The organism is Paraburkholderia steynii (genome assembly GCF_900100565.1).
In the GTDB taxonomy this organism is placed as follows: Bacteria; Pseudomonadota; Gammaproteobacteria; order Burkholderiales; family Burkholderiaceae; genus Paraburkholderia; species Paraburkholderia terrae.
Map to the genome: position 1 here is coordinate 222444 of NZ_FNDI01000003.1, position 22797 is coordinate 245240.

The 22797-nt window shown below is 62.4% G+C and carries 22 protein-coding genes; 14 read left to right on the forward strand and 8 right to left on the reverse strand.

Features of this window, described 5'->3' with window-relative positions; translation table 11 throughout:
- Positions 1 to 84: 84 nt before the first annotated feature.
- Entirely contained in the window at positions 85 to 339 is a 255-nt protein-coding gene (locus BLT65_RS07430) for a hypothetical protein (RefSeq protein WP_091776555.1), read from the reverse strand.
- A gap of 129 nt (positions 340 to 468) precedes the next feature.
- Between BLT65_RS07430 and BLT65_RS07435 the strand changes: the two genes are divergently transcribed.
- The 11 genes from BLT65_RS07435 to BLT65_RS07480 all read left to right on the forward strand — a co-directional run bounded on the left by BLT65_RS07435 (position 469) and on the right by BLT65_RS07480 (position 9250).
- A complete protein-coding gene (locus BLT65_RS07435) occupies positions 469 to 1338 on the forward strand; it encodes a helix-turn-helix domain-containing protein (protein ID WP_439650409.1) in 870 nt (289 codons plus the stop codon).
- Positions 1339 to 1347: 9 nt separating this feature from the next.
- Positions 1348 to 1875 carry a GNAT family N-acetyltransferase gene (locus BLT65_RS07440; protein WP_091776557.1) on the forward strand — a complete coding sequence of 176 codons (528 nt, stop codon included), beginning with the start codon at positions 1348 to 1350 and terminating at the stop codon, positions 1873 to 1875.
- A 322-nt stretch (positions 1876 to 2197) separates the two neighbouring features.
- Positions 2198 to 2533, forward strand: coding sequence for a hypothetical protein (locus tag BLT65_RS07445; protein ID WP_091776559.1), 336 nt, complete (start codon positions 2198 to 2200; stop codon positions 2531 to 2533).
- A 123-nt stretch (positions 2534 to 2656) separates the two neighbouring features.
- Positions 2657 to 3037 (forward strand): hypothetical protein, encoded by a 381-nt coding sequence (locus BLT65_RS07450; RefSeq protein ID WP_007585688.1) that lies wholly within the window; start codon positions 2657 to 2659, stop codon positions 3035 to 3037.
- Positions 3038 to 3041: 4 nt separating this feature from the next.
- Positions 3042 to 3182, forward strand: a complete 141-nt coding sequence (locus BLT65_RS47145; protein ID WP_007748593.1) for a hypothetical protein — start codon at positions 3042 to 3044, stop codon at positions 3180 to 3182.
- 33 nt (positions 3183 to 3215) lie between these two features.
- A complete protein-coding gene (locus tag BLT65_RS07455; RefSeq protein WP_007585690.1) occupies positions 3216 to 4607 on the forward strand; it encodes an APC family permease in 1392 nt (463 codons plus the stop codon).
- A 31-nt stretch (positions 4608 to 4638) separates the two neighbouring features.
- Positions 4639 to 5316 (forward strand): hypothetical protein, encoded by a 678-nt coding sequence (locus BLT65_RS07460; RefSeq protein ID WP_244186450.1) that lies wholly within the window; start codon positions 4639 to 4641, stop codon positions 5314 to 5316.
- The gene (locus BLT65_RS07465) at positions 5303 to 5599 is read left to right on the forward strand and encodes a hypothetical protein (RefSeq protein ID WP_091776563.1); all 297 of its coding nucleotides are present in this window, start codon (positions 5303 to 5305) and stop codon (positions 5597 to 5599) included. The genes BLT65_RS07460 and BLT65_RS07465 overlap by 14 nt, the downstream gene beginning before the upstream one ends.
- Positions 5600 to 5845: 246 nt before the next feature.
- Positions 5846 to 6976 (forward strand): aminomethyl transferase family protein, encoded by a 1131-nt coding sequence (locus BLT65_RS07470; RefSeq protein ID WP_091776565.1) that lies wholly within the window; start codon positions 5846 to 5848, stop codon positions 6974 to 6976.
- A 107-nt stretch (positions 6977 to 7083) separates the two neighbouring features.
- Positions 7084 to 8724, forward strand: coding sequence for a trimethylamine N-oxide permease (locus BLT65_RS07475; RefSeq protein WP_091776567.1), 1641 nt, complete (start codon positions 7084 to 7086; stop codon positions 8722 to 8724).
- A gap of 37 nt (positions 8725 to 8761) precedes the next feature.
- Positions 8762 to 9250, forward strand: a complete 489-nt coding sequence (locus tag BLT65_RS07480) for a hypothetical protein (RefSeq protein WP_091776569.1) — start codon at positions 8762 to 8764, stop codon at positions 9248 to 9250.
- A 9-nt stretch (positions 9251 to 9259) separates the two neighbouring features.
- Here the strand turns inward: BLT65_RS07480 and BLT65_RS07485 are convergent, their stop codons facing one another.
- Positions 9260 to 11140, reverse strand: a complete 1881-nt coding sequence (locus tag BLT65_RS07485; protein WP_091776571.1) for a sensor domain-containing diguanylate cyclase — start codon at positions 11138 to 11140, stop codon at positions 9260 to 9262.
- 66 nt (positions 11141 to 11206) lie between these two features.
- On the opposite strand from BLT65_RS07485, the gene BLT65_RS07490 reads away from it, so the two are divergent.
- Positions 11207 to 13018, forward strand: coding sequence for a histidine kinase (locus BLT65_RS07490; protein WP_091776573.1), 1812 nt, complete (start codon positions 11207 to 11209; stop codon positions 13016 to 13018).
- 12 nt (positions 13019 to 13030) lie between these two features.
- On the opposite strand, the gene BLT65_RS07495 is transcribed toward BLT65_RS07490, so the two are convergent.
- The 6 genes from BLT65_RS07495 to BLT65_RS46365 form a co-directional block, all read right to left on the reverse strand.
- Positions 13031 to 14167: a porin gene (locus BLT65_RS07495; RefSeq protein ID WP_091776575.1), complete on the reverse strand. Its 1137-nt coding sequence runs from the start codon at positions 14165 to 14167 to the stop codon at positions 13031 to 13033.
- A gap of 126 nt (positions 14168 to 14293) precedes the next feature.
- The gene (locus BLT65_RS07500) at positions 14294 to 14887 is read right to left on the reverse strand and encodes a dimethylamine monooxygenase subunit DmmA family protein (protein ID WP_091776577.1); all 594 of its coding nucleotides are present in this window, start codon (positions 14885 to 14887) and stop codon (positions 14294 to 14296) included.
- A 27-nt stretch (positions 14888 to 14914) separates the two neighbouring features.
- Positions 14915 to 16594, reverse strand: a complete 1680-nt coding sequence (locus BLT65_RS07505; protein ID WP_042306473.1) for an APC family permease — start codon at positions 16592 to 16594, stop codon at positions 14915 to 14917.
- A gap of 156 nt (positions 16595 to 16750) precedes the next feature.
- Entirely contained in the window at positions 16751 to 17821 is a 1071-nt protein-coding gene (locus BLT65_RS07510) for a heme-dependent oxidative N-demethylase family protein (protein ID WP_091776579.1), read from the reverse strand.
- Between the two features lie 14 nt (positions 17822 to 17835).
- On the reverse strand, positions 17836 to 18792 hold the full coding sequence (locus BLT65_RS07515; protein ID WP_091776581.1) for a PDR/VanB family oxidoreductase: 957 nt from the start codon (positions 18790 to 18792) through the stop codon (positions 17836 to 17838).
- A gap of 167 nt (positions 18793 to 18959) precedes the next feature.
- Complete coding sequence (locus BLT65_RS46365; protein ID WP_143036493.1) at positions 18960 to 19307, reverse strand: hypothetical protein; 348 nt, start codon at positions 19305 to 19307, stop codon at positions 18960 to 18962.
- On the opposite strand from BLT65_RS46365, the gene BLT65_RS07520 reads away from it, so the two are divergent.
- On the forward strand, positions 19306 to 20418 hold the full coding sequence (locus tag BLT65_RS07520) for an aminomethyl transferase family protein (protein WP_091776583.1): 1113 nt from the start codon (positions 19306 to 19308) through the stop codon (positions 20416 to 20418). The two genes, BLT65_RS46365 and BLT65_RS07520, sit on opposite strands and share 2 nt — an antisense overlap.
- Positions 20419 to 20581: 163 nt before the next feature.
- Positions 20582 to 22774: an oxidoreductase gene (locus BLT65_RS07525; RefSeq protein ID WP_091776585.1), complete on the forward strand. Its 2193-nt coding sequence runs from the start codon at positions 20582 to 20584 to the stop codon at positions 22772 to 22774.
- The last annotated feature ends 23 nt before the right edge of the window (positions 22775 to 22797 follow it).

The following is a 22797-nucleotide window of genomic DNA, read 5'->3' on the forward strand; positions in this document are numbered from 1 at the left end:
GGTAATGATCCGGCGGCACCCGCCGCTTCACAGCTGGCAGGTGCCGGAGAGGAAGTCATGCGGAGTGGATGCTCCGAACGCGCGCTACGCGTTCGCGGTGCTGATCTGATCGGCGAGCCGCCGGCCTGCGTCATAGCCGGCTTCGCGCGCTTCGTCTTCGCTGTGAAACGTCGCGACGAGTTCCTGGAAGCGGCGGCTTTGTCCTGCAAGATGCGCGTCGGCGCCGTGATGGCACACATAGCCGACGTAGTGCCACAAGGTCTCCGGCACGGGCGGCCCATAGGCCGTGACGGGAAGCACCCAGACTTCCTGGCCGTTGTGCTCGATCTTGTCCCACATGTTCGCCTCCGGAACGGTCGCTAGGGACTTCAGTATGAGCGCGTTTGGCCGTGCCGGCGACTGTGCGTGCGGCGACGCATTACCTCGCAGGTAATGGAATTGCTCCCGGGTTTGGCTATCATCGACGCCATGAACACGCTCACTGCCACCTTGTCCGCGCCCTCGGGCGCCCCTTCGATGAGCCGCACGGTCGGCGACATGCTGCGCGACTGGCGCCAGCGGCGCCGGATGAGCCAGTTGCTGCTCGCCTCCGAAGCCGAGATTTCGACGCGCCACCTGAGCTTCGTCGAATCGGGCCGCGCGCAGCCGAGCCGCGAAATGGTCATGCATCTGGCCGAACGGCTGGACGTACCGCTGCGGGCGCGCAATGCGCTGCTGGTCGCAGCGGGCTATGCGCCGCTCTACCGCGAGCGGCAACTGAGCGACCCGCAACTGGACGCGGCGCGCGCAGCGATCGATCTCGTCCTCAAGGGCCACGAGCCGTATCCCGCTGTCGCCATCGACCGGCACTGGACGATCGTCGCCGCGAACAACGCGCTCGCGCCGCTGCTGACGGCCGCGAAGCCCGCGCTGCTCGAAGCGCCCGTCAACGCGCTGCGCCTGTCGATGCATCCTGACGGCATCGCGTCGCAGATCGCCAACTGGCATGCCTGGCGCGCGCATCTGCTGTCGCGCCTGCAGCGCCAGGTCGACGTCAGCGCCGACCCGACGCTCGCCGCGCTCTACGACGAGCTGGCCGCCTACCCGACGCCGCCCGACGCCGAACCCGCCGACGAGAGCCCCGCCTCGCCGCTCGAACAGATTGCCGTGCCGCTGCGCCTGCGCACCGAAATCGGCGTGCTGTCGTTCTTCAGCACGACGACCGTGTTCGGCACGCCCGTCGACGTCACGCTGTCGGAACTCGCGATCGAAGCCTTCTTCCCCGCCGATCCGCAGACGGCCGACGCACTGCGCAAGTTCGCGGATACGCGCGCGTCGTCGGACGCTGTGGGCGACTGAGGGACGCGCATGCACGAAAACATTTCGATCCGCCAACTGGAGCCAACCGACCGCGACGCGTTTTTCGCGCTGCGGCTGCGCGGTTTGAAAACGCACCCCGCCGCGTTCGGGCAAAGCTATGAAGAGGCCGTCGAGCGTGGCCCGTCGCAACACGATGCGATGCTGGACGGCACGCATGCCGCGTCCGGCAACTTCCTGCTGGGCGCGTTTTCATCGATAGATGACGCGCTCGTCGGTACGGTCGGGCTGCTGCGCGAGACACGGCACAAGGAGCGCCACAAGGGCTACGTGATCGGCATGTACGTCGCCGATGAAGCCGCGGGACGCGGCGTCGGGCGTGCGCTGCTGACGGAGTTGCTCATGCGCGCTGCGCAGATCGACGGTTTGCGGCAGGTCGTTTTGCTAGTCACGAGCGCGAACGGTTCGGCTCGCGCGCTGTATGAATCGCTGGGATTTCGTGTGTACGGAACGGAGCCGGACGCGCTCTGCATCGACGGCGTGTTTCATGACGCCGATCTGATGGTGCGGTTCATCTGAACCCGCGGCGAATCAGAAAGCAAACCCCAGGGTGTGCAAGCGCCGTACGTCTTGACCACGCCTGCCTGCCCCGTCGGCAGTTGTACGACTTCGATGCTGCCCGGCGACGTCGAGCCTCGATCGAATTTCCGCTGTCCTCGACAACCCGTATCGGGCACCGTAGCTCGGGGCTTCCAGCCATCTACCCCCTCAAACCATATTGACAAGCGTGCATCAAAGCACAAATATTGTCAGGAAACTTTGTTGACGCACGGGAATCACGGAGAAACAGCCAGATCATTGACCACCGCCGGCGTCGCCGGCACGACAAGGAGTTGCCGAGATGGAACACGCAATCCGCAAGCGTATTAATCAAATGTTCTTGCGCGACCGGCGCATGGCGCAAATCGCTCTTCTGGCGCTCTGGGTCACCTTGGGCTACGTCTATTTCGCGATGACCGCCCAGACAACGGATACATCCGTTCGCGTCGCGCTCACCATCGGCGTGGGTGCCGTGCTCGTTTTCAACTCCGCCTCGATCCTTGCCATGATCCGCCATTACGAAGAAGACAAGGATCACATCTACGGCCTCGACATACGCCACCTGGACGAAAACCGCGCCAGCAAGGCAGAACTCGCAAGACGCAACGACGAGTCGCTCAGTCCAGCCGTCAAGTAAGCGTTCGGGCCTTATTTTCACCGTGTTTCGATACGCCCTCAGTTGCCACGCCGGCAACTGAGCGGTACCCGCATTGCCCTTGAACATGCCAACCCGACGCCGACCCGCGAGGAGCAACTCACTATGACAACCGATTACGTCCCGCCCGTTCAGAAAGGCTTCGGGCAGCTTGTAGATAGCGTCTTTCTCCTCTTGCTCGTGTACTGCAGCCTGCTTGCGCCGCTGTTGCTCAAGGCACCCGACAAGCCACCCGAAGCGCAAACCGCGAAAACGCAGGTGTCCTGGCGGGAACTCGGACAAAACCCGGCGATGGAAGCGCAATGGCGCAAGCTCGGCTACGACGCCGAGCAGGCCAAGCCCATCATTACCACCCGCTTCGACTATCAGATCGAACCTGTCTCGCTGATCGTGACGGCACTCGTGATCGTCGGCTATTTCGGGTTCGTGTTGCGCGTGTCGGACAGGCAGTATCGGCAGGTGATCGCCGAAAAATTCGGGGAGTGACGCGATGAACTTCTGGCAATGGTCGAGCAATGCCGCGTGGTGCCTGTCGATCCTGATCTTCGCGTGGATCCTCATCGACGCATTCAAGGTCGGGCGCGACTACAACGACGACTTCCTGATGAGTTCCACGGAAGGCAAGGAATAAGACCTTAGGCATCAACCCGCGGAGGAGCGGCTCATGAGTGACGCAACAGCAGGACAGACAGGCGAGCGCATCGCGTTGCTGAAAGTGTTGGGACCGATTCACGTATGGGCGCTCGGCGTCGGCATCGTGCTCGTCGGCGAGTTCATGGGATGGAACTTTTCCGTCGCCAAAGGCGGTGCATATGGATCGCTGATCGCGTGCTGGATCATCGGCCTGCTCTATACGTGCGTCGCCATGATCGACTCGGAAGTGACGTCCACTGTCGCCGCGGCAGGCGGACAGTACACGCAGGCAAAGCACATCATCGGGCCGCTCATGGCGTTCAACGTGGGGCTCTATCTCGTGATGGCGTACACGATGCTCGAAGCCGCGGATGCGCTCGTGGTCGGCGATCTGATCAAGGCCGTGGCCGCCGACTCAGGCTACGCGAACTTCGACTCGCGGCCGTTCACGCTCGTGACGATCGCGTTTCTCGCGCTCCTCAACTATCGCGGCGTGTTTGTGACGCTCACGGTCAACTTCGTGATCACGGCCGTCGCATTCATCGCGATCGTCGTGCTGTTCCTGGGTGTTGCGCCCTGGCATCCGGGGCAAACGCTGATTCATCACGAACTGCTCACGCAGTTGCCCTATGGATGGCTCGGCGTCGTCGCCGCCTTGCAGTTCGGCATGTGGTATTACCTCGGGATCGAAGGCACCTGTCAGGCGGCGGAAGAAGTTCGCTCGGCGGGCCGCTCGATTCCGCTCGGGACCATGTGCGGCATGATTACGCTGCTGATCGCGGCAGCCATGACCTGGTATGTCGCCACGGGACTTATGCCGTGGGAGTATCTGGGCCAGGCGGTGACCCCGCTCTACGACGCCGCGCGTCTGTCGGGCAGCAAGTCCTTGCAGACACTGCTGTTCGTGGGCACCCTGTTCTCGGCAGTCGCCTCCGCAAACGGCTGCATCAACGACGCGTCGCGAGCGTGGTTCTCGATGTCGCGCGACCGCTATATGCCGATGTGGTTCGGCGCCGTGCATCCGCGCTATCGCACGCCTTACCGCGCGATCATCTTTCTCGTGCCGATCGCCATTTCGTTCGCGTTCACGGGCCTGCTCGACCAGGTGATCACGTTCTCGATTCTCTCCGGCCTGCTCGGTTACACGTTCATGTCGATCAATATCGTCAAGTTCCGCCGGCAGTGGCCGCTTGGCAGCATCAATCGCGGCTACATACATCCGTTCCATCCCATTCCCGCGATCGTGCTGGCGGTGCTGTGTACCGCCACTTACTTCGCGACTTATCTGGGCTATGGCGCTTCGCTGCTGTCGATCATGGCGTTCTATATCACGGCCTCGATCTGGTTCGCGCTGCATCGCTACAAGTACGTGAAGCGCGGCGATCAGTTCACGATGGACTGGCCGCGTCCGAAGAATTATTGACGCGGCCCGCGCCAACATGGAGCGCTTCGACATGCAATTGATGGGCATCGCACTGACCGTGCTGTTTCTCGCCACGCTTGGCCTGATGTACTGGCGCGATCGCAACGCACTGCGAGCGGAGCGTGGCAAGCTGTTCGATGCGTGCCTCGCGCTCTTCGAGCAGCATCGGCTGACGCAGGACGCCGTCGCCTGGCCTGCGCTTGCCGGGCGCTATGGCGGGCATGAAGTGCGCATCGAGCCGCTCGTCGACGACGTCGCCTTTCGCAAGGTGCCGTCGCTCTGGCTGCTCGTCACGGTGAAACGCACATTGCCGATGACGGGCGCCGTCGATCTGCTCGCGCGCGCACAGAACACGGAATTCTATTCACCCGCCGACGGTTTGCCTGTGCGGGTCACGACGCCGCATGCGTGGCCTCGCCAAATGACGATCAAAGCCGACAGACCTGCAGCGGAACTTCCACTCGCCGTGCTGGACCCTCACGTGAAGCGCTTCTTTGCCGATCCGCGTGCGAAGGAGATGCTCGTCACGCGCCACGGCGTGAGAATGGTCTATCAGGCGCACGCTGCAGACCGTGGCGATTATCTGGTGCTACGCCGGGCCGTGTTTCGCGAGGCACGGCTCCCCGCAGCGCTCGTCAAGTCGCTGCTGGACCAGGCCATGCACGTGTGTACCGATATGATGAAAGGAGGTGTCCATGGCCAAGCGTGAGGCCACACACAGCAGACGGCCGTTGCACCCTTATCTCGTGCTGGTGGCGGCAGTCCTTTTACCCGGCGCGGGCCAGGTGATCAACCGGATGCCGACGCGCGCGCTGATCATGATGTTCTTCATGCTGTCGTTAGGGTTTGTCACGATGCAGCTCGCCGCGCCCGAACGGTCTTTTGCTGGACGGCATGCCGGCGGGCTTTTTGTCTACGCCATCGCGGTGATGGACGCGTATTTCATCGCGAGATTCCGGTGGGAGATGTTTCGGAATCGCGCTGTCGCCTGATCGCCTGCATCACCTCTACCTCGCTCTCCGCCTGAATCCAATTGCTTCGTGAGGGGTAAATGTACTCCCTTCACGACAGCCCTACCTCACCGGTTATACCCCGTCGACAGGATTGAGCATTTGTCCCAGATCGGAAACGATCTTACCTACGGAGACAATGCTGCGTAGCTTCAATTCGTCCTGTTCACGAATTCCCACGATGCGCACTCCCCTCCAATTCATACCGTCCATTTCACGGAGTGTCATATGGCAAATTCATGGCGCATCTCAGCACTCGCGGACCGTCATCGCGCGTTGGGCTCTCAGCTGGAGGACTGGAACGGCATGGGCACCGCGTGGACCTACTCCACGGATCTCGCCGACCATCACGAAGCCATCCGCACCAGAGCGGGACTGATGGATGTCTCCGGCCTGAAAAAGGTTCACTACGTGGGCCCTCATGCCGAATCCCTGCTCGATTGGGCAACGACACGCGACATCGGCAAGCTCTACCCGGGCAAGTCCGCCTACGCCGCCATCCTCAACGAGGAGGGCAAGTTCGTCGACGACTGCATCGTGTACCGCACGGGTCCCAACGCGTTCATGGTCGTGCATGGCGCGGGCACGGGCTACGAACGCCTGGTGCGTTCCGCGCAAGGCCGTCAGGTCGCCGTGCTGTTCGACGACGACCTGCATGACCTGTCGTTGCAAGGGCCGCGTGCCGTCGAGTTTCTGGCGGAACATGTGCCCGGCATACGCGATCTGCCCTACTTTCATCACGTGCAAACACGTCTTTTTGGCCGGCCCGTGATGATCTCGCGTACCGGCTATACGGGCGAGCGCGGCTACGAAATCTTCTGCAAGGCCGCCGATGCCCCGCTGATCTGGGACACCATCCTGCAAAAGGGCGCCGGGTTCGGCATCGTGCCGTGTGCGTTCCTTGCGTTGGACTGGTTGCGCGTCGAGAGTTATCTGCTCTTCTTCCCCTACGATAACTCCGAGATGTACCCATTCGCGGATGAAAAAGCGGGCGATACCTTGTGGGAACTGGGTCTCGACTTTACTGTTTCGCCCGGCAAGACCGAATTCTGTGGCGCACGAGAACATTTCCGGCTCGCCGGAAAAGAGCGCTTCCGGATCTACGGCGTCGATGTCGCCGCCTCGCGCCCTGCGGCTGCTGGCGACACCCTGTGGCACAACGGCGAACAGGTCGGCGTCATCACCTGCGGCATGTACTCGCGGCTCACTGGCCGTTCACTCGCCATTGCACGCCTGAACGTCGCCCAGGCTCGGGAAGGCGTTGCGCTCGACGTAAAAGGCAGTCTCGAAGCCCACGCGAGCGCTGCAGCGCTGCCCTTCGACGACCCCGACAAGAAAAAGCGCACGGCAGTCGGGTAAGCCGGTTGACAATAACCGTCACCCAGCCGCCCGCCGCAAACTGAATCCTCAAAACTAAAGAGCACTGCCGTGACGAAACGTCCGGTTCGTGCTCAAGGAGACGTAAATTGAGTGCAACCGAAGAAATTCACCGCCTGGAGGGACTGTCCGACGACGGCGTGCGGTCAACCCTCAAGCGTTCGCTGACGTGGAAGGACGCCTTCTGGGTAGCGAGCGGCTCGCCGGCCTTTGTTCTGTTTACGCTGGGCGCCATTGCCGCAACCGTCGGCCAGCCAGCGTGGATCATCTGGATCGCGTCCATCACCATCGGGTTCATTCAGTGCTTCACGTATGCGGAAATTTCCGGGCTCTTTCCTCATAAATCGGGTGGAGCGTCAATCTATGGCGCGATTGCATGGGTACGCTATTCGAAGTTTCTTGCGCCCGTCTCCGTGTGGTGCAACTGGTTTGCGTGGTCGCCCGTGCTCGCACTCGGTACGGGTCTCGGCGCAAGCTATGTTCTCTCGACGCTCTTCCCCGCCGACGCCGCGATCAACACGTGGTCGTATACCCTGCTGAAGCTCGACTTCATCAAGGAAGGCCTGAATCTTCGCATCAACTCGACTTTCATTCTGGGTGCAGCACTTTTGCTGCTGACATTCTTCGTTCAGCATCACGGCGCGGAACGCGCCGCCAAACTGCAAAAGTACATGGGCATTACCGCCCTGGTTCCGTTGACCGTGTTCGGCCTCGAACCGTTGATCACGGGCAGCGTACACATGAGCAACTGGTTTCCGCTGCTGCCGCTTGCGCATGACGCCAAGGGCAACGTCGTGCCGGGAACATGGAATACGGCAGGCGTGACGCTGATGATTGGCGGGCTCTTTGTGGCCGGCTGGTCGACTTATGGTTTCGAAACGGCCGTCTGCTATACGCGTGAATTCAAGAACCCTAAAACGGATACGTTCAAGGCGATCTTCTATTCCGGTTTGCTGTGCCTCGCGGTGTATATCCTCGTGCCGCTGTCATTCCAGGGCGCCATGGGACTGAAGGGCCTGCTCGCACCCGACATCTACGACGGCACGGGTGTCGCGGCAGCCATGGCGAGAATCATCGGCGGCGGCACGACGATCTTCTACCTGATCGTGGTCATGCTCGTGTTCACGCTCTTGCTGTCGGTGATGACGTCGATGATGGGCTCCTCCCGCACGCTGTATCAGGCGTCGGTCGACGGCTGGCTGCCGCGCTACCTGTCGCACGTGAACGAACACGGCGCCCCGACGCGCGCGATGTGGACCGACCTGTGCTTCAACCTGATCCTGCTGATGATGTCGGACAATGTCGCGGTACTGGCCATGTCCAATGTCTGCTACTTCGGATTTGTTTTCCTGAACCTTCAGGCCGGCTGGATTCACCGGCTCGACCGTCCGAACTGGGCACGTCCGTTCAAATGCCCGAACTGGCTGCTGGCGCTCGGCGCGCTGTGCGGGTTCATCGATCTGGTGTGCATTGGCGCAGGCGCGGATATCTGGGGGCCGGGCACGTTGCGTAATGGTCTGGTAGCAATCGCGCTGATCATCCCCGTCTTCATCTTTCGGCACTATGTGCAGGACAAGGGCCGCTTCCCGGACGCGATGCTGGACGACATGGAACTGAAGTCCGACGACGGCGCGACGAAGCGGCGCGCCGGCATGCTGCCCTATCTGACGCTCGTTGTCGCCGTGCTTGTGATCTGGCTGTCGCACCACTTCGCCGTGTTTCCGGCGTAATGGTTGTCCCGTCCGGTGTCTCCCTGTGAGGTCGTGCGTGAACAGAACCGAATATATAAGCAGAATCAAGGCGGCCTTCGAAGGCGAACTCTATGGAGAAGCATGGTTCGCCGCGATGGCCCGCGACGCAGTGGCCCCGGACAGACAGCGCAAGCTCGCCGTCATGGCACAGCTCGAATATCAGACGCGTATGCGCATGACGCCTCTGATCGCCCGTCTTGGCATCACGGGGATCGACGAAGCGGCTCAACGTGAAAAGGGAATCCGGCTTGCCCGGCAACACGCCGGGCAGCCGTGGCCTGCGTTCATCGCGTGGTTTATCGTGGAGATCGGCCGATTCGTTGCGCTCTACGACGAGATGGAACGCAACAGCACGGAAGAGGACGCCGCGATACTGACGGCACTGGCGCGTCATGAACGCGCGTTGCTCGAATTTGCCCGCCTTGAAGCGCAAGGCATGCCGGACCGCTCGCTCGAGCCCGTTCTCGCGCTGTTGGACGAGCGGGACTGTGCCAGTCACCTCTGAATGCAGCGCTCACTTGTCTGCGCCCGCCTCGCCACCGACTTCCCAGCCTGAAGCGGCCAGTACGTGATCAAGGACTTTCTTCGGGTCGATCGTGCCGTCGCCGATCGATGCGCAGCCCACACGGGTTGAAACCCGGAACTCATGGCCCTCCACCCGAACGGGCGCCTCGATCAATCTCCGGAGATTGTCCCGGAGTTCATCGAGCGCCGCGTCCGGGCTGGTCGTCATGCGCTGCGCCAGTTGTTGCGCGTTGCCGCACCAGGCGAGCGCGTCCGCGCTGAAATCGACGACCAGCACCACGAACACGTGCGGGTCGAGCAGCGCTGCACAGTTGAGTTGCCCTTGTGTCACCTCGAGCCGCCTGCCGAATTCGATCAGCACCCGATCGGCGTAGTCCTGGCCAAAGCGCGTCGCCACCTGTTCGAGTTCGCCTACGTTGATCGCGAAAATTGCACAGGGGAGCGCCGTTCGCAACGAAATGGCTGCGGAAAACTCCATCCGGTCGATGAGCATCGACACGCTGGTGAGCCCCGTCGAATGCTCGAACGTCAAGCGCCGGTTGGCATTTTCTTCGACCATCTGCCGGCGCGCGACTTCGACGATGAACCCTTCCAGCCCCATCAGTTCGTCGCGAGCCGAATAGACGCCGCAGCCCTGATCCCAAACCCATTTGGTCTGCCCCGAACGGTCCACGATCCGGTAGGTCAGCTCATACGGTTCGCGAGCCAGCACGCGAGCCCGCACTTCGTTCCAGACGAATTCGCGGTCGTCCGGGTGAATCAGCGAGCGGAATGTGATCCGGCTTTCGTCGATCAGCTCGATCGCCTCATAGCCGGTCAGTTCAAAGCACCCTTCACTGACGAACTCCATCGACCAGTCGCGGTTGTTCTGGCCGCGATAGATCATCGCGCGCAGATTGGACAGCAGCGTGCGCAGGCTGCGCCGGCTTGCGCGCAGTGCATCTTCGTTACGCCGCCGGTTCGAGATATCCGTCGCGAGACCGACGGCGCCGACCAGAATGCCTTCGTCATTGGTCACGGCGTGGCAGCGCAGTTCGACGTGCGCCGTCGTATTGTCGGCGCGGATGAGCCGCGCTTCCGTCACCAGTTCGCTCAGATGGCCATCGAGCAATACCTTCACACGTGCGTTCAGTGTTTCAGCGTCTTCCGGGTGAAAATACGACGAGAACAGCTTGAGTTCCGCGTCGCTGCCAACGGCACGCACGAGACTGCGCCACGCGGGATTGGAAAAGACCAGACGCAACTCGCGGTCGACACGAAACAGCGCTTGAGGCAATTGCAGAACGGCTTCCTGGCAGTGCTGCAGGAGTTGCACTTCGCTACGCTGCGCGTCCGCGCTCAAATACGGAGCGGGAAACTGCAGCAGCGTCATGCGCGAACCGCGTGCGCGCAGCGCCGTGACGGGATGCGAACGAAAACTGCCGTCGCCATAGGCGATCCGCAGCGAGCCCGAGGTGCGCTCTTCCCCGTCGCGCGATTGCGTGAGCAACGCGGTCAGGTCGAGCAACGATTGCGGATGCACGAGATTGCTGAACGGCATGCCGACAATTTCGTCTGCGTACGACTCCCAGTGGGCATGTTTGAGAAACGCGCTGTTGACGAACACGAGCGCGTCGTTATCGAGCAGCACGGCGGGCGTGGAGAGGTTGGCGGCAAAAGCGCCCAGTTCGGGCGACTGGGTTGCGCGCCTGGCGCGCGGCGCTGTACGTCGCGCGCCATATGCCATGACGAGTAGAAATGCCGCAAGCCCCCCTGCGAGCCCAATCGAGACATACAATAGATCACTGCTGCCGGGACTGTAGCCAAGTCTGGGAATCACCAGTGCGGCTACGGCAGCCAACAAGACCGTGGCGAACAGATAAACCGACATGACGTTCTCGCTTCGAAAAACAGGATCACTGATCGTAAGCGCTGCGCTCTACCACTTCACCCGCCCATGACTACCGACCAGTCCGCGACCGTTCACCGCTATCCGCTCTACGCGAAGGTCTGCTCGCTGCTCGCCTGCATCGTCGCCCTGATCGCGTTGCTCTACGTGAGCGCGTTCATGCAGAAGGGAGGATATGAAGGCTTCCGGCAGACTCTGTTCTCACTCGATGAAGCCGTGAGATTGCGCACCACGGCAGCGACGCTGCAGACACGCTCGCAAGACACGGCACATGCGCTGACTGAGCTGGCCGATTCACTTGTCCACAACGATACGCTACTGAACGACTGGAGGCAACGCGGCGCGCCCACGCCGGAAATCGCGGCGCTGTTGCCGGCCTCGACAGTAGCTGCTGCGCCCGACACCGAGCCCGCCAAAACGCTCGCGGCACTCAAAGCACTGCGCGTCCAGATCGCGTACCAGGCCCAGGTGCATTCGGCCGTGCTCGGGTTGCTGCAGGCCTGTACGGCGTTCCTGCTGATCTTCGGCGTGGTGTCGCTTGCATGGGGCGCGCGCCGCGCGCTCGTCACGCGGCCGCACGCGGCCTTGCGGGCACTGGCGGAAACCGGCCAGACGGTACCGCAAGGCCGCGATGAAATAGACCGCCTGCTCAAGCTCCAGGCGCAGCTCGCCGTCCGGCTGCGCACCGAGCAGGATGAGTCGACCCAGCTCAAACGGATCGTCGAAGACTACATTGCCTTCGCCGACCAGTCTCTCGAACTGCTCCATCACATCTGCGCACAGCTTGCCGAAGAAGAGCCCTCGGGCCGCACGCTCGAGGCCCTGCTGCAACGTCTCGTCGGCGTCCTGCGGGTGAAGCGCATTGCGCTGGTGATGACGGAATCGACCGCGCAGCTGCTCGATGTCGATTCCGTCGTTTCCCCGAACGGCGATGTGCCGTCCATCGTGCGTACGCGCGTCACCAGTGAACTGATGACGCTCGTCGGCACCCACACGTTTTCGCCCCTTGATGACGGCGAAGTCCCACCGCGTGTGCTGGCCGCGCCAGTGCGCGTGCCGCTCGCCACCTATGGCGTGCTCATCGCGGAAGGCGAGCCGGACACGCACTTCGAGCAGCGCCACCTGTATCTGCTGGAAACGATTGCCAGCGTGCTAGCGCATGCAATTTCGAACGTCAGCCGCGACGTGCGCGACCGGCGCATGGCGCTCTTCGAGGAACGCAACTCCATTGCGCGTGAACTGCATGACTCGCTCGCGCAATCGCTGTCGTATATGAAGATCCAGCTTGCCCGCCTGCAAGCCGTGCTGCCGCCCGAACTCTCGCAGAGCGACATCGCCGAAATCGCGAAAGGCATCCGCGAAGGCATCGACAGCGCCTATCGGCAGCTACGCGAACTGCTCACCACGTTCCGCTCGCCGATGCATGCGCACGGCCTCGCCTCCACGCTCGAAGATCTCGCCGAAGAATTCGGTTCGCGCAGCGAGGTACAAATCTCGATTGACAACCGTGTGCCGCGCATGCGCCTGACGGTCAATGAAGAGATGCACGTCGCGCAGATCGTGCGTGAGGCGCTGACCAACGTGATCCGCCATGCGCGCGCCACGACGGCCCAGGTGCAACTGATGTCGGACGGCAACACGATGACCGTGTCGATCGACGACGACGGCCGTGGTATCGACCGCACCCAGGGCGATGAACATCACTACGGCCTCGCGATCATGCGGGAGCGCGCCCGCAGCCTCGGCGGACGGCTCGAACTGAAGCCGGCCGAACAGGGCTCACGTGTTGTATTGAACTTCGTGCCCGCCGCGCTGGCCGCACATAAGGCACGCGGCGTCAGTGGCGCAACCAGTCGTTGAGCGGCTGCCAGGCTAGAACTTCTGCGACAAGCCGATTCGGGCGACCACCTGATTTCCCGACGAGGACAGGCCGTTCGAACCAATGATATGCGCGGCATCGAGATCCGTTCCCGTGCTTGCATTGGTGTGTTGCCATGCACCCTGGAGGTAAACCGAGGTTCGCTTGCTGAGGCTGTAGTTCAGCATGAGCGCGACCTGATGCCAGTTCGGACTGTCGCTCCCCGCGTCCGATTCAAGCCGTCCATGCGTGAACGTGTAGGCGCCCGTCAGCGAGAGGTCCGGCATGAAGTAATACTGCCCGTTGATCTCGATGTTATCGAACTTCCACGACGTCCACGTCTGCGTGCCGATATTCGGCGCATACGCGTTTGCGGCGGGTGACGTCACGTCGACGTGCGAGTACGCGAGCGACACATTGGCGTTTTCGGAGAACGTCCACTTCACGCCGGCATCGATATTCTGCTGCTTCGGTGCAACGAACACGGCGTCCGAGGAAACCGCCCCGTCCGCCGTGGTGCCGACTCCGTTCAGATGCAGGTACGCGACAGCAAGCGATATCGGGCCAGCGCTATAAGTCAGCCCGGCGCTATAGGCGCGGTTCGCGGAGAAGTTGGTCGTATTGCTGAAGCCGTACACGCCTTCCAGCTGAAAACCATACAGTGTCGGGGAGACGTACTTGACGGAGTTACCAAGCCGGAAATCGTAATCCGCATTGTCATTGTCGAACGGATGGGCCGCCAGATCGCCAATCGAGTTTCCTGCGGCGGTGAAGGGGCTCCACATATCGACGGTTGCATCGTACTGCCGGCCGAGCGTGAGCGTGCCCGCGGGTGTCGACGACAGGCCAACGAATGCCTGTCTTCCGAACAGGCGGCCGCCCTGGTTAAGCTGACCGCTATTCAGATTGACGCCACTTTCGAGGGTAAAGATCGCACTGAGTCCCCCGCCCAGATCTTCACTGCCTTTCAGGCCAAAACTGGTTTCCGCCGTATCGCCGCTCACCATGGCGAACGCATGGTGTCCACCGGAATTGCTGGTGTAATTCAAGCCGTCATCCAGCACGCCATAGAGCGTGACGGAACTTTGCGCATAACTATTTCCACAAAGGCACAACGCCGCCCATGCGGCGCCGCGAAGCGCGGATTTCATTTGAGTCTCCTCTTGGGCAAACAGATAGCGGGACACCCGGCGTGCGGCTGTCCATGCGCGTACACATCGCGCCGTCAAAACGGCGCGATGTGCATCTCAATCAGACTGGGGAAGAACGACAGCGGACTACAGATACGGCTGAGAGATGGCGGGCAATTCGCCGGGGACTTCGGCATCCGCCTGTACACCCATGAACGCAGCAAGGCGCCGCGAAAAATGATCGCGCACGAGGAGTTGCCGCCCGCAACCGCAGCAGGCGACCACGTTCCGTGTGACGGGATCGTTGAACGCGTGGCAGTGAATGCAGTAGACGCGCCGCTGCAACGTGCCGCTGTGCTGCACCTGGACAGCTTCCGGCGCAAGCGCATGGTGCTGCGCGATGCGCCGGATCGACCAGATGAACGGCTCGCTGCCGAGCACATAGATGCGCAAGCCGATCGTCGCCGTCGTCGTATCGCGCAGCGCCAGGTCGAACGCGGCGTAAAGTGCTGAGTCGTCGGCGAATGTGCGCTCCTTCACCCTGTGGAAGGTGATACCCGCACCGTGCCGTGTGGGGTCGTTCACCTCCCACATGCTCATCGGCGAGAGCCCGGCGAGCGCAAGGCTCACGCGCACGCGATCCTCGGCGCTCGCTCCGTTCGTCACGAGCCAGTGGCGCGTGCCGTGCAGGTCGGGCGCCAGCGGCCTGTATTCAGGCCGGCTTCTGTTGGTCGACGTCATGACTGTTCCATCCGTTGCGCAAGAGGTTTAGTAGATGGCGAGGCTATGCGTCACCACGATCACCACGATGCCCGCCGCCACGGTCACGTACGGCAAGATGCCCGCGCGCTTCGCCACGCGTTGTGAGCCGAGGAGTTGCATGTCCTCTTTCATCGCCTCGGGGAAATGCCCCTTGTCGGTCACGTAGTGGCGGAACAGGAACACCGGCACGATCAGCGCGGCGAAGCACAGTCCCGAGACGAGCGTGCCCGCGCCCCAGATATCCGCGCCCATGCCGAGCAGCGCGAGATTGACGAACGAGAACAGCGTACCGAGCGCGAGCAGCCAGTTCGGCGCACGGAACGGCCGGCTCCAGTCCGGGCGGTCCAGCCGGTGAATCCACGCGGAATTCAGGTTCAGGAAGTTGAAGATGATGTAGCCGACGTTCGACATCGCCAGCACGAACACATAGTCCGACATCAGCAGCAGGACGAGGTTGAAGCACAGGTCCGTCCACATGGCCCGCGTCGGCGCGCCGTGCTCGTTCACGTGCGACAGATACTTCGGCAACCAGCCATCGACGGATGCCTGGTAGAGCGTGCGCGAAGACCCCGCCATCGACGTCATGATCGCCAGCACGAGCGCCAGCACCAGCATCACGATCAGAACGCGCTCGACCAGCAGGCCGCCGTGAATCATCGGCGCCATGGCTTTCGCGACGCCCATGCCGCTATAGATATCGGGCGAGAGCATGCCGTCGTAGATGGCGGGTGTGACGATATTGCCGGCGGCATCCTTGACGGCGGGCGTCACCATATGGCCGAGACCCAGCACGCCCTGAAACGCCAGCGGCACGATGGTAAACACGAAGATGCACAAGAGGCCTGAATACAGAATGGCCTTGAACGTATCGACCTTCGGATTGCGGAATTCACGCGTATAGCAGACGGCCGTTTCAAAGCCGTAGGTGGACCACGCCGCGATGAACAGCCCGCCCGCCATCAGCGTGATGCCCGCGCGATTCCAGCTGCCGTCGACGATCTGACCGGCGCTGTCCTTCGCAAACGGCACGAGCGGAAGCAGATTGTGCAGCGGCAGATCGCCGCTAATGAGCGGCACCGTGCCGACGAGGATCAGCGGAACCAGGGCGGCAATGCCCAGTATCGTCTGGATTCGCGCGGCGTTCAGAATGCCGCGGTGCTGAATGGCGAAGGTGATGAGCAGCACCACCGCGCCGAGTATGAAGGTCGAGTTGATCCGCAGGCTCAGGCCCGAACGGAGCCAGTCGAGACTCACCAGCGTGATCTGCCAGGTATTGATCGCCGCATCCGCTGGAAACAGCACGGAGAGGATATACCCCGCCGCGAGCCCGGAACCGATGGCCAGTACGGGCGACCACGCGAACCAGTTGCACCAGACGGAGAGCGGCGCGAACAGCTTCGAATAACGCACCCATGCAATCGCGCCATAGACCGAGGCGCCGCCCGACTTGTGAGGGAACAGCCCGGCGATCTCCGCATACGAGAACGACTGAATAAAGCCAAGGCCAATCGAGACGATCCATACCGCCCACGACAGCTTGCCGACCGTCGCCGCGATCGAGCCTATTGAAAAGAGCACGAGCGCGGGCACGCCGCTCGCCACCCAGAATGCACCCGTCCAGCTGATCTTTCGATGTAAGGTACCGTCCGCCGTTTCGGCGGCATAGTCTTCGGAGACCGCGCTCATAACTGTCTTCCTTTTGGGGTGGAATGCCGATTGTGGGAATCGTTCCGCGTGAATGCGCCCGGGCCGCGCCGTGGTGGCGCGAACGCGGGAAGGAAACACTGCAACAGCTTGTAGTTGAGTAAGACGTATAACCCCGTGACGCAGTACCCGCAGTACCTACACCAACTCCACCCCGAGACGGTCGACTTCGGGATGCGTGCCGCCCGACAATGCCGAGCCGTCGTCCAACGGTGCGAGCCAGTCGACGGCCGTCTGCCGGTAGCGTGTGATGCCCTTGTACTCCGCCAGTTCCGGCGGCAACGACGAGAGCACGCGATGCAGCCGCTTGCCCCACTTCGGCACGCGCGCCAGATCGCCGAGCGCACCCAGATAGCAGCGCACGCCGAACAGAATCGCGTTACTGCGCGGAAGGCGGAACAGCGTTTGCAATTCCACGCGCAGATGAAGCTTGTCGCCGATGTTTTGCGGCGTCACGCTCGCCCGGTCCGGGCCCCATTCGGGGTAACTTTCGGGCGACGTATCGAGCCGCGGGTTGACCGTCATCGTCCAGTTCAACCGGCGCACGGGCGCGCCCAGCTGCATGCGCAACAGAAACTTGAGCGCGCGCTCGAAGATGCCCGCCTGATGCGCAAGCGGCACGGGGCCATGCCATTCGACGAAGTTCATCCCCAGGTCGAAATCGAGCGACCAGTCGGCCTGCGTCGTGACCATGCCGCCGTCCATGAACAGGTTGTCGTCACGCTGGTCGATCAGAACGAAATCGCCTTGCGCCTGGCGCGTGATGTACTCGAATGGCGCACAGGGCAACGTGCTGTCGTCACCGAATGTGAAGCTCTGCTCCAGCCCGAGCGGACGATTCGTCCATTTCCACTGGTCGCCGTTGCGCTCCAGCGCGAAATGCCCGGGGTAGTCTTCGGCGAGGCTTTCCATGATCAGTTCAAGCGTGTCCCATTGCGCCGGACCCATGTGATCGAGCACCTGACAGCGCAGCGGATCGCGTTCGAGCGTCAGCGCGCGTTCTCGGCATTCGGCGACATAGTGTTCATCGATATCGAACGTGGACCGGAACACGGGCGAGTTGCCCTCCTTCACATGCGGCTCGATATTGACCGAGTACATGTACTTGTCCTCGGGAAACGGAAACGGAAAGCGCAGGATCGCTTCGTCGCTGTTCCGGAACGTGAAGGTATCGCGGAAGGTTTCGTCGGTCTTGAAATCGATTGCCATGATGCCCCCTTTGCCTAGATGTTCAGCACGAGACGTTCGCCCCGCGCGCGTGACACGCACGGCAGCATCTGGCCTCCCGTGGCCCGCTCGGTTTCGCCGAGGCAGAAATCGCGATGGTCCGGCTCGCCGTCGAGCACCTCCAGCGCGCAGGTGCCGCATGCACCGCCACGGCACATGTAGGGTGCGTCGACGCCCTCGCGTTCCAGTGCCTCCAGCAAGCTCTCGTCGCTGCGCACGCGAATCTCGCGGCCGCTTTGCGCCAGCACGGCGATAAAAGGCTCGCCATGCGAGCCGCCGCCGAAGCTCTCCTGGTGAAAATGGCTGGCGGGCCAGCCCAACTCGCGGGCCGTGCGCGCCACGCCATTCATCAGGCCTTCGGGCCCGCAGGTATAGAGATGCGTGCCGGCCGGTTGCGCAGCGAGCATGTCGCCGAAGCGTTCCTTCGCATCGCACAAATCGGTGTAGACAGCGACGCCCCCCGTAGTGCGCTTTGCGATCACCTCCGTGAACGCCGCTTCGTCTTCCGGGCGGCAGCACAGGTACATCTCGACACGCGCACGCGCCTGAGCCAATTCGGGCAGCATCGACAGAAACGGTGTGAGACCGATGCCGCCTGCGATCATCACGTGCTTGGCGCCGCATCGTGCGATCGGAAAGAAATTCGACGGCATCGAGATGTCGAGTTCGCTGCCTTCATGCACTTCGCTGTGCATGAAGGCCGAGCCGCCGCGCGACTGAGGCACGCGCCGCACCATGATCTGATACGCGTCGCGTGTACCGGCGGGCGTCGTCAGCGAATAAGCGTTGCGCCAGATGCGCTCCTTGCCGCGCATCGTCACGACGACGTGACTGCCTGCCGAATACGCCGGAAGGCGGCTTTGATTGGCGCTCTCGAGCGTAAAGCGTCGCACGTCTTGCGTCACCGGCTCGACGTGCGTGACACGCACGGGGATCGTTCTCGATGCATTCATGCCGTCGACACCTCCATAGGTCCGGGTGGATGGATGCGGGTGGACGTGAGCGGCAAGCCATGCCGTGCCTTCGCGTCGTTGCATTCATGGAAGAAGCATCGGCCGGCAATAATCCGTTATCAATGATTCAGTGGGGGTAGTCCCTGCGCAGTAATGGTTGCCTCGCGCTACCCTGCCCGGCGCGTCAAAAGCATCGCCGCGAAGTCCCGGCGCGTCGCTGCGCGAGCCGCGCCAGCATTGGCTTTTCCGCCTTCTTTACCAACCTCTTTCGACAACGTTGCAGTCTCATATCGACGCTGCACACCCTCTTTTTCTGATTGCACCGGCGCATCCGGAGTAGCACGCACTACCCCCAGGGAGGTAGTGCCACCGGGCGATTGTGGGTCGAAATTGAACAGCAGAGACTTGCGGTCATCGATGCGGGCGTAGTCACGCCGTCCGATACCACCGCCTTCGCAACACGACACGCGTGCAGTCATCCCCAGAAACGGGTTCCACTTTCGGGAAAACATCATGACAAGGCAATCCATTCTCAACGTCCGTCATCGTGAGCTCGGCTCGAAGCTCGATGGCGATTCCTGGAACGACATGCCGATTCCCTGGTACTACTCGGGTGATCCGTATGACGACGTCGTCGCCGTGCGCACGGCAGCCGGCCTCTACGACATCAGCGCGCTGAACATCGTGCGCGTGACGGGACCCGATGCCGCCGCTGTGATCGACAGCATTTGCGCGATCGACGTGAGCCGCATGAAGCCCGGCACGGCCCGGCTCGCCGCTGAGGTCGACGAACGCGGCGGCCTCTGCGACGACCTGATGGTGATCTACGATGCTCCGCAGCATTTCCGGCTCTCGCATGGCGGCGGCACGACACAGACGCAGCTCGAACGCGCCGCGCACAAGCGCAACGTCGAATGGCGCCAGGATTTCGATGTCCACATGCTGTCGCTGCAAGGTCCGCGCTCGACCGACATCCTGCAGGCGCACATCGGCATCGAACTGAACAAGCTGCCTTATTTCGCGCACGTCGAAACGCAACTCTTCGGCCGCAAGATCATCGTCTCGCGCGGCGGCTACTCGGGTGAACAGGGCTTCGAAGTGTCGTGCGCGTCGACTGACGCGGTCGCGCTGTGGGACAACATTCTCGACGCAGGCAAGCCGTACGGCGCCGTGCCCGCTTCGTGGATGTCGCTCGAAATCGCGCGTATCGAAGCCGCCCTGCTCTTCTATCCGTTCGATATGCCCGAAGGCGACACCACGCCGTGGGAAGTCAATCTCGACTGGATGGTCGATCTCGACAAGGCGGGCGACTACACCGGCAAGGCAGCCCTGCTCGCGGCGCGCGGCAAGGAGCGAGTCAAGCAGGCGGGCGTCGTCGTCAAGCACGATGCAGCCGTGAGCGCCGGCTCGCCGATCTATATCGGCGACGAGCAGGTGGGCGTCGTGACCAGCGCGATTTTCAGCCGCTATCTGATGCAGTCGCTGGCGATGGTGCATCTGAAGCCGAACCACACCGCGCTCGGCACGAAGCTCGAGATTCGCGATGCGGCGGGCAAGTTGAGCGGTGTGGTCAGCAAGACACCGTTCTACGACCCGATGCGCCTGCGCACCCGCGTCGCCGCCTGACCCCGCAGCACCCACGATACGGCGGCGGTACGCCATACGACGCACGGCGTTCCGCCACCCAACGAGAAAGACAGAGGCAGAGCGAAGTACAACAACTGTCCAGGGCACCCAACCGGGGCCCCGCCTTTGTCTCATGTAGTCCATGTTAAAGGAGACACTTTCCATGCCCCGCGATCCCCGTCATGACGTGCTGTTCGAGCCGATCCAGATTGGCCCCAAGACCCTGCGCAACCGCTTCTATCAGGTTCCGCACTGTATCGGCGCAGGCAGCAACCTGCCGGGCTTTCAGGCGGCGCACCGCTCGATGAAGGCTGAAGGCGGCTGGGCCGCGATGAACACCGAATACTGCTCGATCCACCCTGAGTCGGACGACACGCACCGTCTGTCGGCGCGCATCTGGGACGAAGGCGACGTGCGCAACCTCCGTGCGATGACGGAAGAGGTTCACAAATACGGCGCGCTGGCGGGCATCGAGATGTGGTACGGCGGCGCGCACGCCCCCTGCATGGAAAGCCGCGCGACGCCGCGCGGTCCGAGCCAGTATGCGTCCGAGTTCGAGACGCTCACGTACTGCAAGGAGATGGATCTCGACGACATCCGCGACGTTCAGCAGTTCTACGTCGATGCGGCGCTGCGCGCCCGCGATGCGGGATTCGACATCGTCTACGTGTACGGCGCGCACTCCTACCTGCCGCTGCAATTCCTTTCGCCGTACTACAACAAGCGCACCGACGGCTACGGCGGCTCGCTCGAGAACCGCGCGCGCTTCTGGCTCGAAACGCTGGAAAAAGTGCGCCGCGCAGTGGGCAGCGATTGCGCGATCGCGACGCGCTTCGCCGTCGACTCGCTGTACGGCAGCGGCGGCATCGAAGTCGAGAAGGACGGCATGAAGTTCGTCGAGATGGCCGATTCGCTCGTGGACCTGTGGGACGTCGACGTGGGCGACATCGCCGAATGGGGTGAAGACGCCGGCCCGTCGCGCTTCAATTTGCAGGGCCACCAGATTCCGTGGACACGCTTTATCAAGCAGGTTTCGAAGAAGCCGGTGCTCGGTGTCGGCCGTTTCACCGACCCTGAAAAGATGACCGAGATCGTCACCAAGGGCATCGCCGACATCATCGGCGCGGCCCGTCCGTCGATTGCCGATCCGTTCCTGCCGAAGAAAGTCGACGAAGGCCGCATCGATGATATCCGCGTCTGCATTGGCTGCAATGTGTGCATCTCGCGCTGGGAAATCGGCGGCCCGCCGATGATCTGCACGCAGAACGCGACGGCCGGCGAAGAGTACCGCCGCGGCTGGCATCCGGAAAAATTCGCCGAGTGCGGTTCGAACGATTCCGTGCTCGTGGTCGGCGCGGGCCCGTCCGGCTCCGAATGCGCGCGCGTGCTGATGCAACGCGGCTACACCGTTCACCTCGTCGATCAGGCCGACAAGATCGGCGGCCATCTGAACAGCGTGGTCACGTTGCCGGGACTCGGCGAATGGGGTTATCACCGCGACTACCGCGAGACGCAAATCAACAAGCTCCTGAAGAAGAACCGCCACAGCCAGCTTGCGCTGGGTCAGAAGCCGCTCACGGCCGACGACGTGCTCGATTACGGCGCCGAGAAGGTCGTGATCGCAACGGGCTCGCATTGGGTGGGCGACGGCACCAACTGCCTCACGCACGACCCGATTCCGGGCGCCGATGCGTCGCAGCCGGACCAGCTGACGCCGGAACAGGTGATTGCCGGCAAGAAGCCGATCGGCAAGCGCGTCGTGATCCTGAATGCCGACACGTACTTCATGGCGCCGAGTCTTGCTGAAAAGCTCGCCGCGGCTGGTCACGAAGTGACGATCGTCAGTGGCGTGCATCTCGCCAACTACATGCACTTCACGCTCGAATATCCGAACATGATGCGCCGCCTGCATGAACTGGGCGTGCATGAACTCGGCGACCACTTCGCGACCCGCATCGAGCCAGGCCGCATCCAGATCTACAACATCTGGGGCGATGGTTCCCGCCGCACCTACAAGGGCGCGGGCCAACTGCCACGCGACGAGAACAAGACCCACCGCTGGCTCGAATTCGATTCGCTCGTGCTCGTAACCGGCCGCCGCTCCAACGACGGGCTGTATCGCGAACTGAAGCAACGCCAGGGCGAATGGGACGGCAAGGGCATCAAGGCCGTGTACCTGATCGGCGATGCCGAAGCGCCGCGCCTGATTGCCGACGCAACCTTCACGGGCCACCGCGTCGCACGCGAAATCGAAGAGAAGAACGCCCAGATCCCGCTGCCGTACAAGCGTGAAGTGGCCGTCTGGGGCACGCCGCACAAACCCGGCGGCACCTTCGAGATCGTCTACAAGAAGTAAGCGGCTGCACACGGCAGTCTGAA

Bases quoted from the DNA above. Each gene is read 5' to 3' on its own strand.
- BLT65_RS07510 (WP_091776579.1), bottom strand. From the start codon at position 17,821: ATGGCAATCGATTTCAAGACCGACGAAACCTTCCGCGATACCTTCACG.
- BLT65_RS07455 (WP_007585690.1), top strand. From the start codon at position 3,216: ATGAGTGACGCAACAGCAGGACAGACAGGCGAGCGCATCGCGTTGCTG.
- BLT65_RS07445 (WP_091776559.1), top strand. From the start codon at position 2,198: ATGGAACACGCAATCCGCAAGCGTATTAATCAAATGTTCTTGCGCGAC.
- BLT65_RS07485 (WP_091776571.1), bottom strand. From the start codon at position 11,140: ATGTCGGTTTATCTGTTCGCCACGGTCTTGTTGGCTGCCGTAGCCGCA.
- BLT65_RS07520 (WP_091776583.1), top strand. From the start codon at position 19,306: ATGACAAGGCAATCCATTCTCAACGTCCGTCATCGTGAGCTCGGCTCG.
- BLT65_RS07470 (WP_091776565.1), top strand. From the start codon at position 5,846: ATGGCAAATTCATGGCGCATCTCAGCACTCGCGGACCGTCATCGCGCG.
- BLT65_RS07525 (WP_091776585.1), top strand. From the start codon at position 20,582: ATGCCCCGCGATCCCCGTCATGACGTGCTGTTCGAGCCGATCCAGATT.
- BLT65_RS07460 (WP_244186450.1), top strand. From the start codon at position 4,639: ATGCAATTGATGGGCATCGCACTGACCGTGCTGTTTCTCGCCACGCTT.
- BLT65_RS47145 (WP_007748593.1), top strand. From the start codon at position 3,042: ATGAACTTCTGGCAATGGTCGAGCAATGCCGCGTGGTGCCTGTCGATC.
- BLT65_RS07500 (WP_091776577.1), bottom strand. From the start codon at position 14,887: ATGACGTCGACCAACAGAAGCCGGCCTGAATACAGGCCGCTGGCGCCC.
- BLT65_RS07490 (WP_091776573.1), top strand. From the start codon at position 11,207: ATGACTACCGACCAGTCCGCGACCGTTCACCGCTATCCGCTCTACGCG.
- BLT65_RS07435 (WP_439650409.1), top strand. From the start codon at position 469: ATGAACACGCTCACTGCCACCTTGTCCGCGCCCTCGGGCGCCCCTTCG.
- BLT65_RS07515 (WP_091776581.1), bottom strand. From the start codon at position 18,792: ATGAATGCATCGAGAACGATCCCCGTGCGTGTCACGCACGTCGAGCCG.
- BLT65_RS07440 (WP_091776557.1), top strand. From the start codon at position 1,348: ATGCACGAAAACATTTCGATCCGCCAACTGGAGCCAACCGACCGCGAC.
- BLT65_RS07430 (WP_091776555.1), bottom strand. From the start codon at position 339: ATGTGGGACAAGATCGAGCACAACGGCCAGGAAGTCTGGGTGCTTCCC.
- BLT65_RS07450 (WP_007585688.1), top strand. From the start codon at position 2,657: ATGACAACCGATTACGTCCCGCCCGTTCAGAAAGGCTTCGGGCAGCTT.
- BLT65_RS07505 (WP_042306473.1), bottom strand. From the start codon at position 16,594: ATGAGCGCGGTCTCCGAAGACTATGCCGCCGAAACGGCGGACGGTACC.
- BLT65_RS07495 (WP_091776575.1), bottom strand. From the start codon at position 14,167: ATGAAATCCGCGCTTCGCGGCGCCGCATGGGCGGCGTTGTGCCTTTGT.
- BLT65_RS46365 (WP_143036493.1), bottom strand. From the start codon at position 19,307: ATGATGTTTTCCCGAAAGTGGAACCCGTTTCTGGGGATGACTGCACGC.
- BLT65_RS07465 (WP_091776563.1), top strand. From the start codon at position 5,303: ATGGCCAAGCGTGAGGCCACACACAGCAGACGGCCGTTGCACCCTTAT.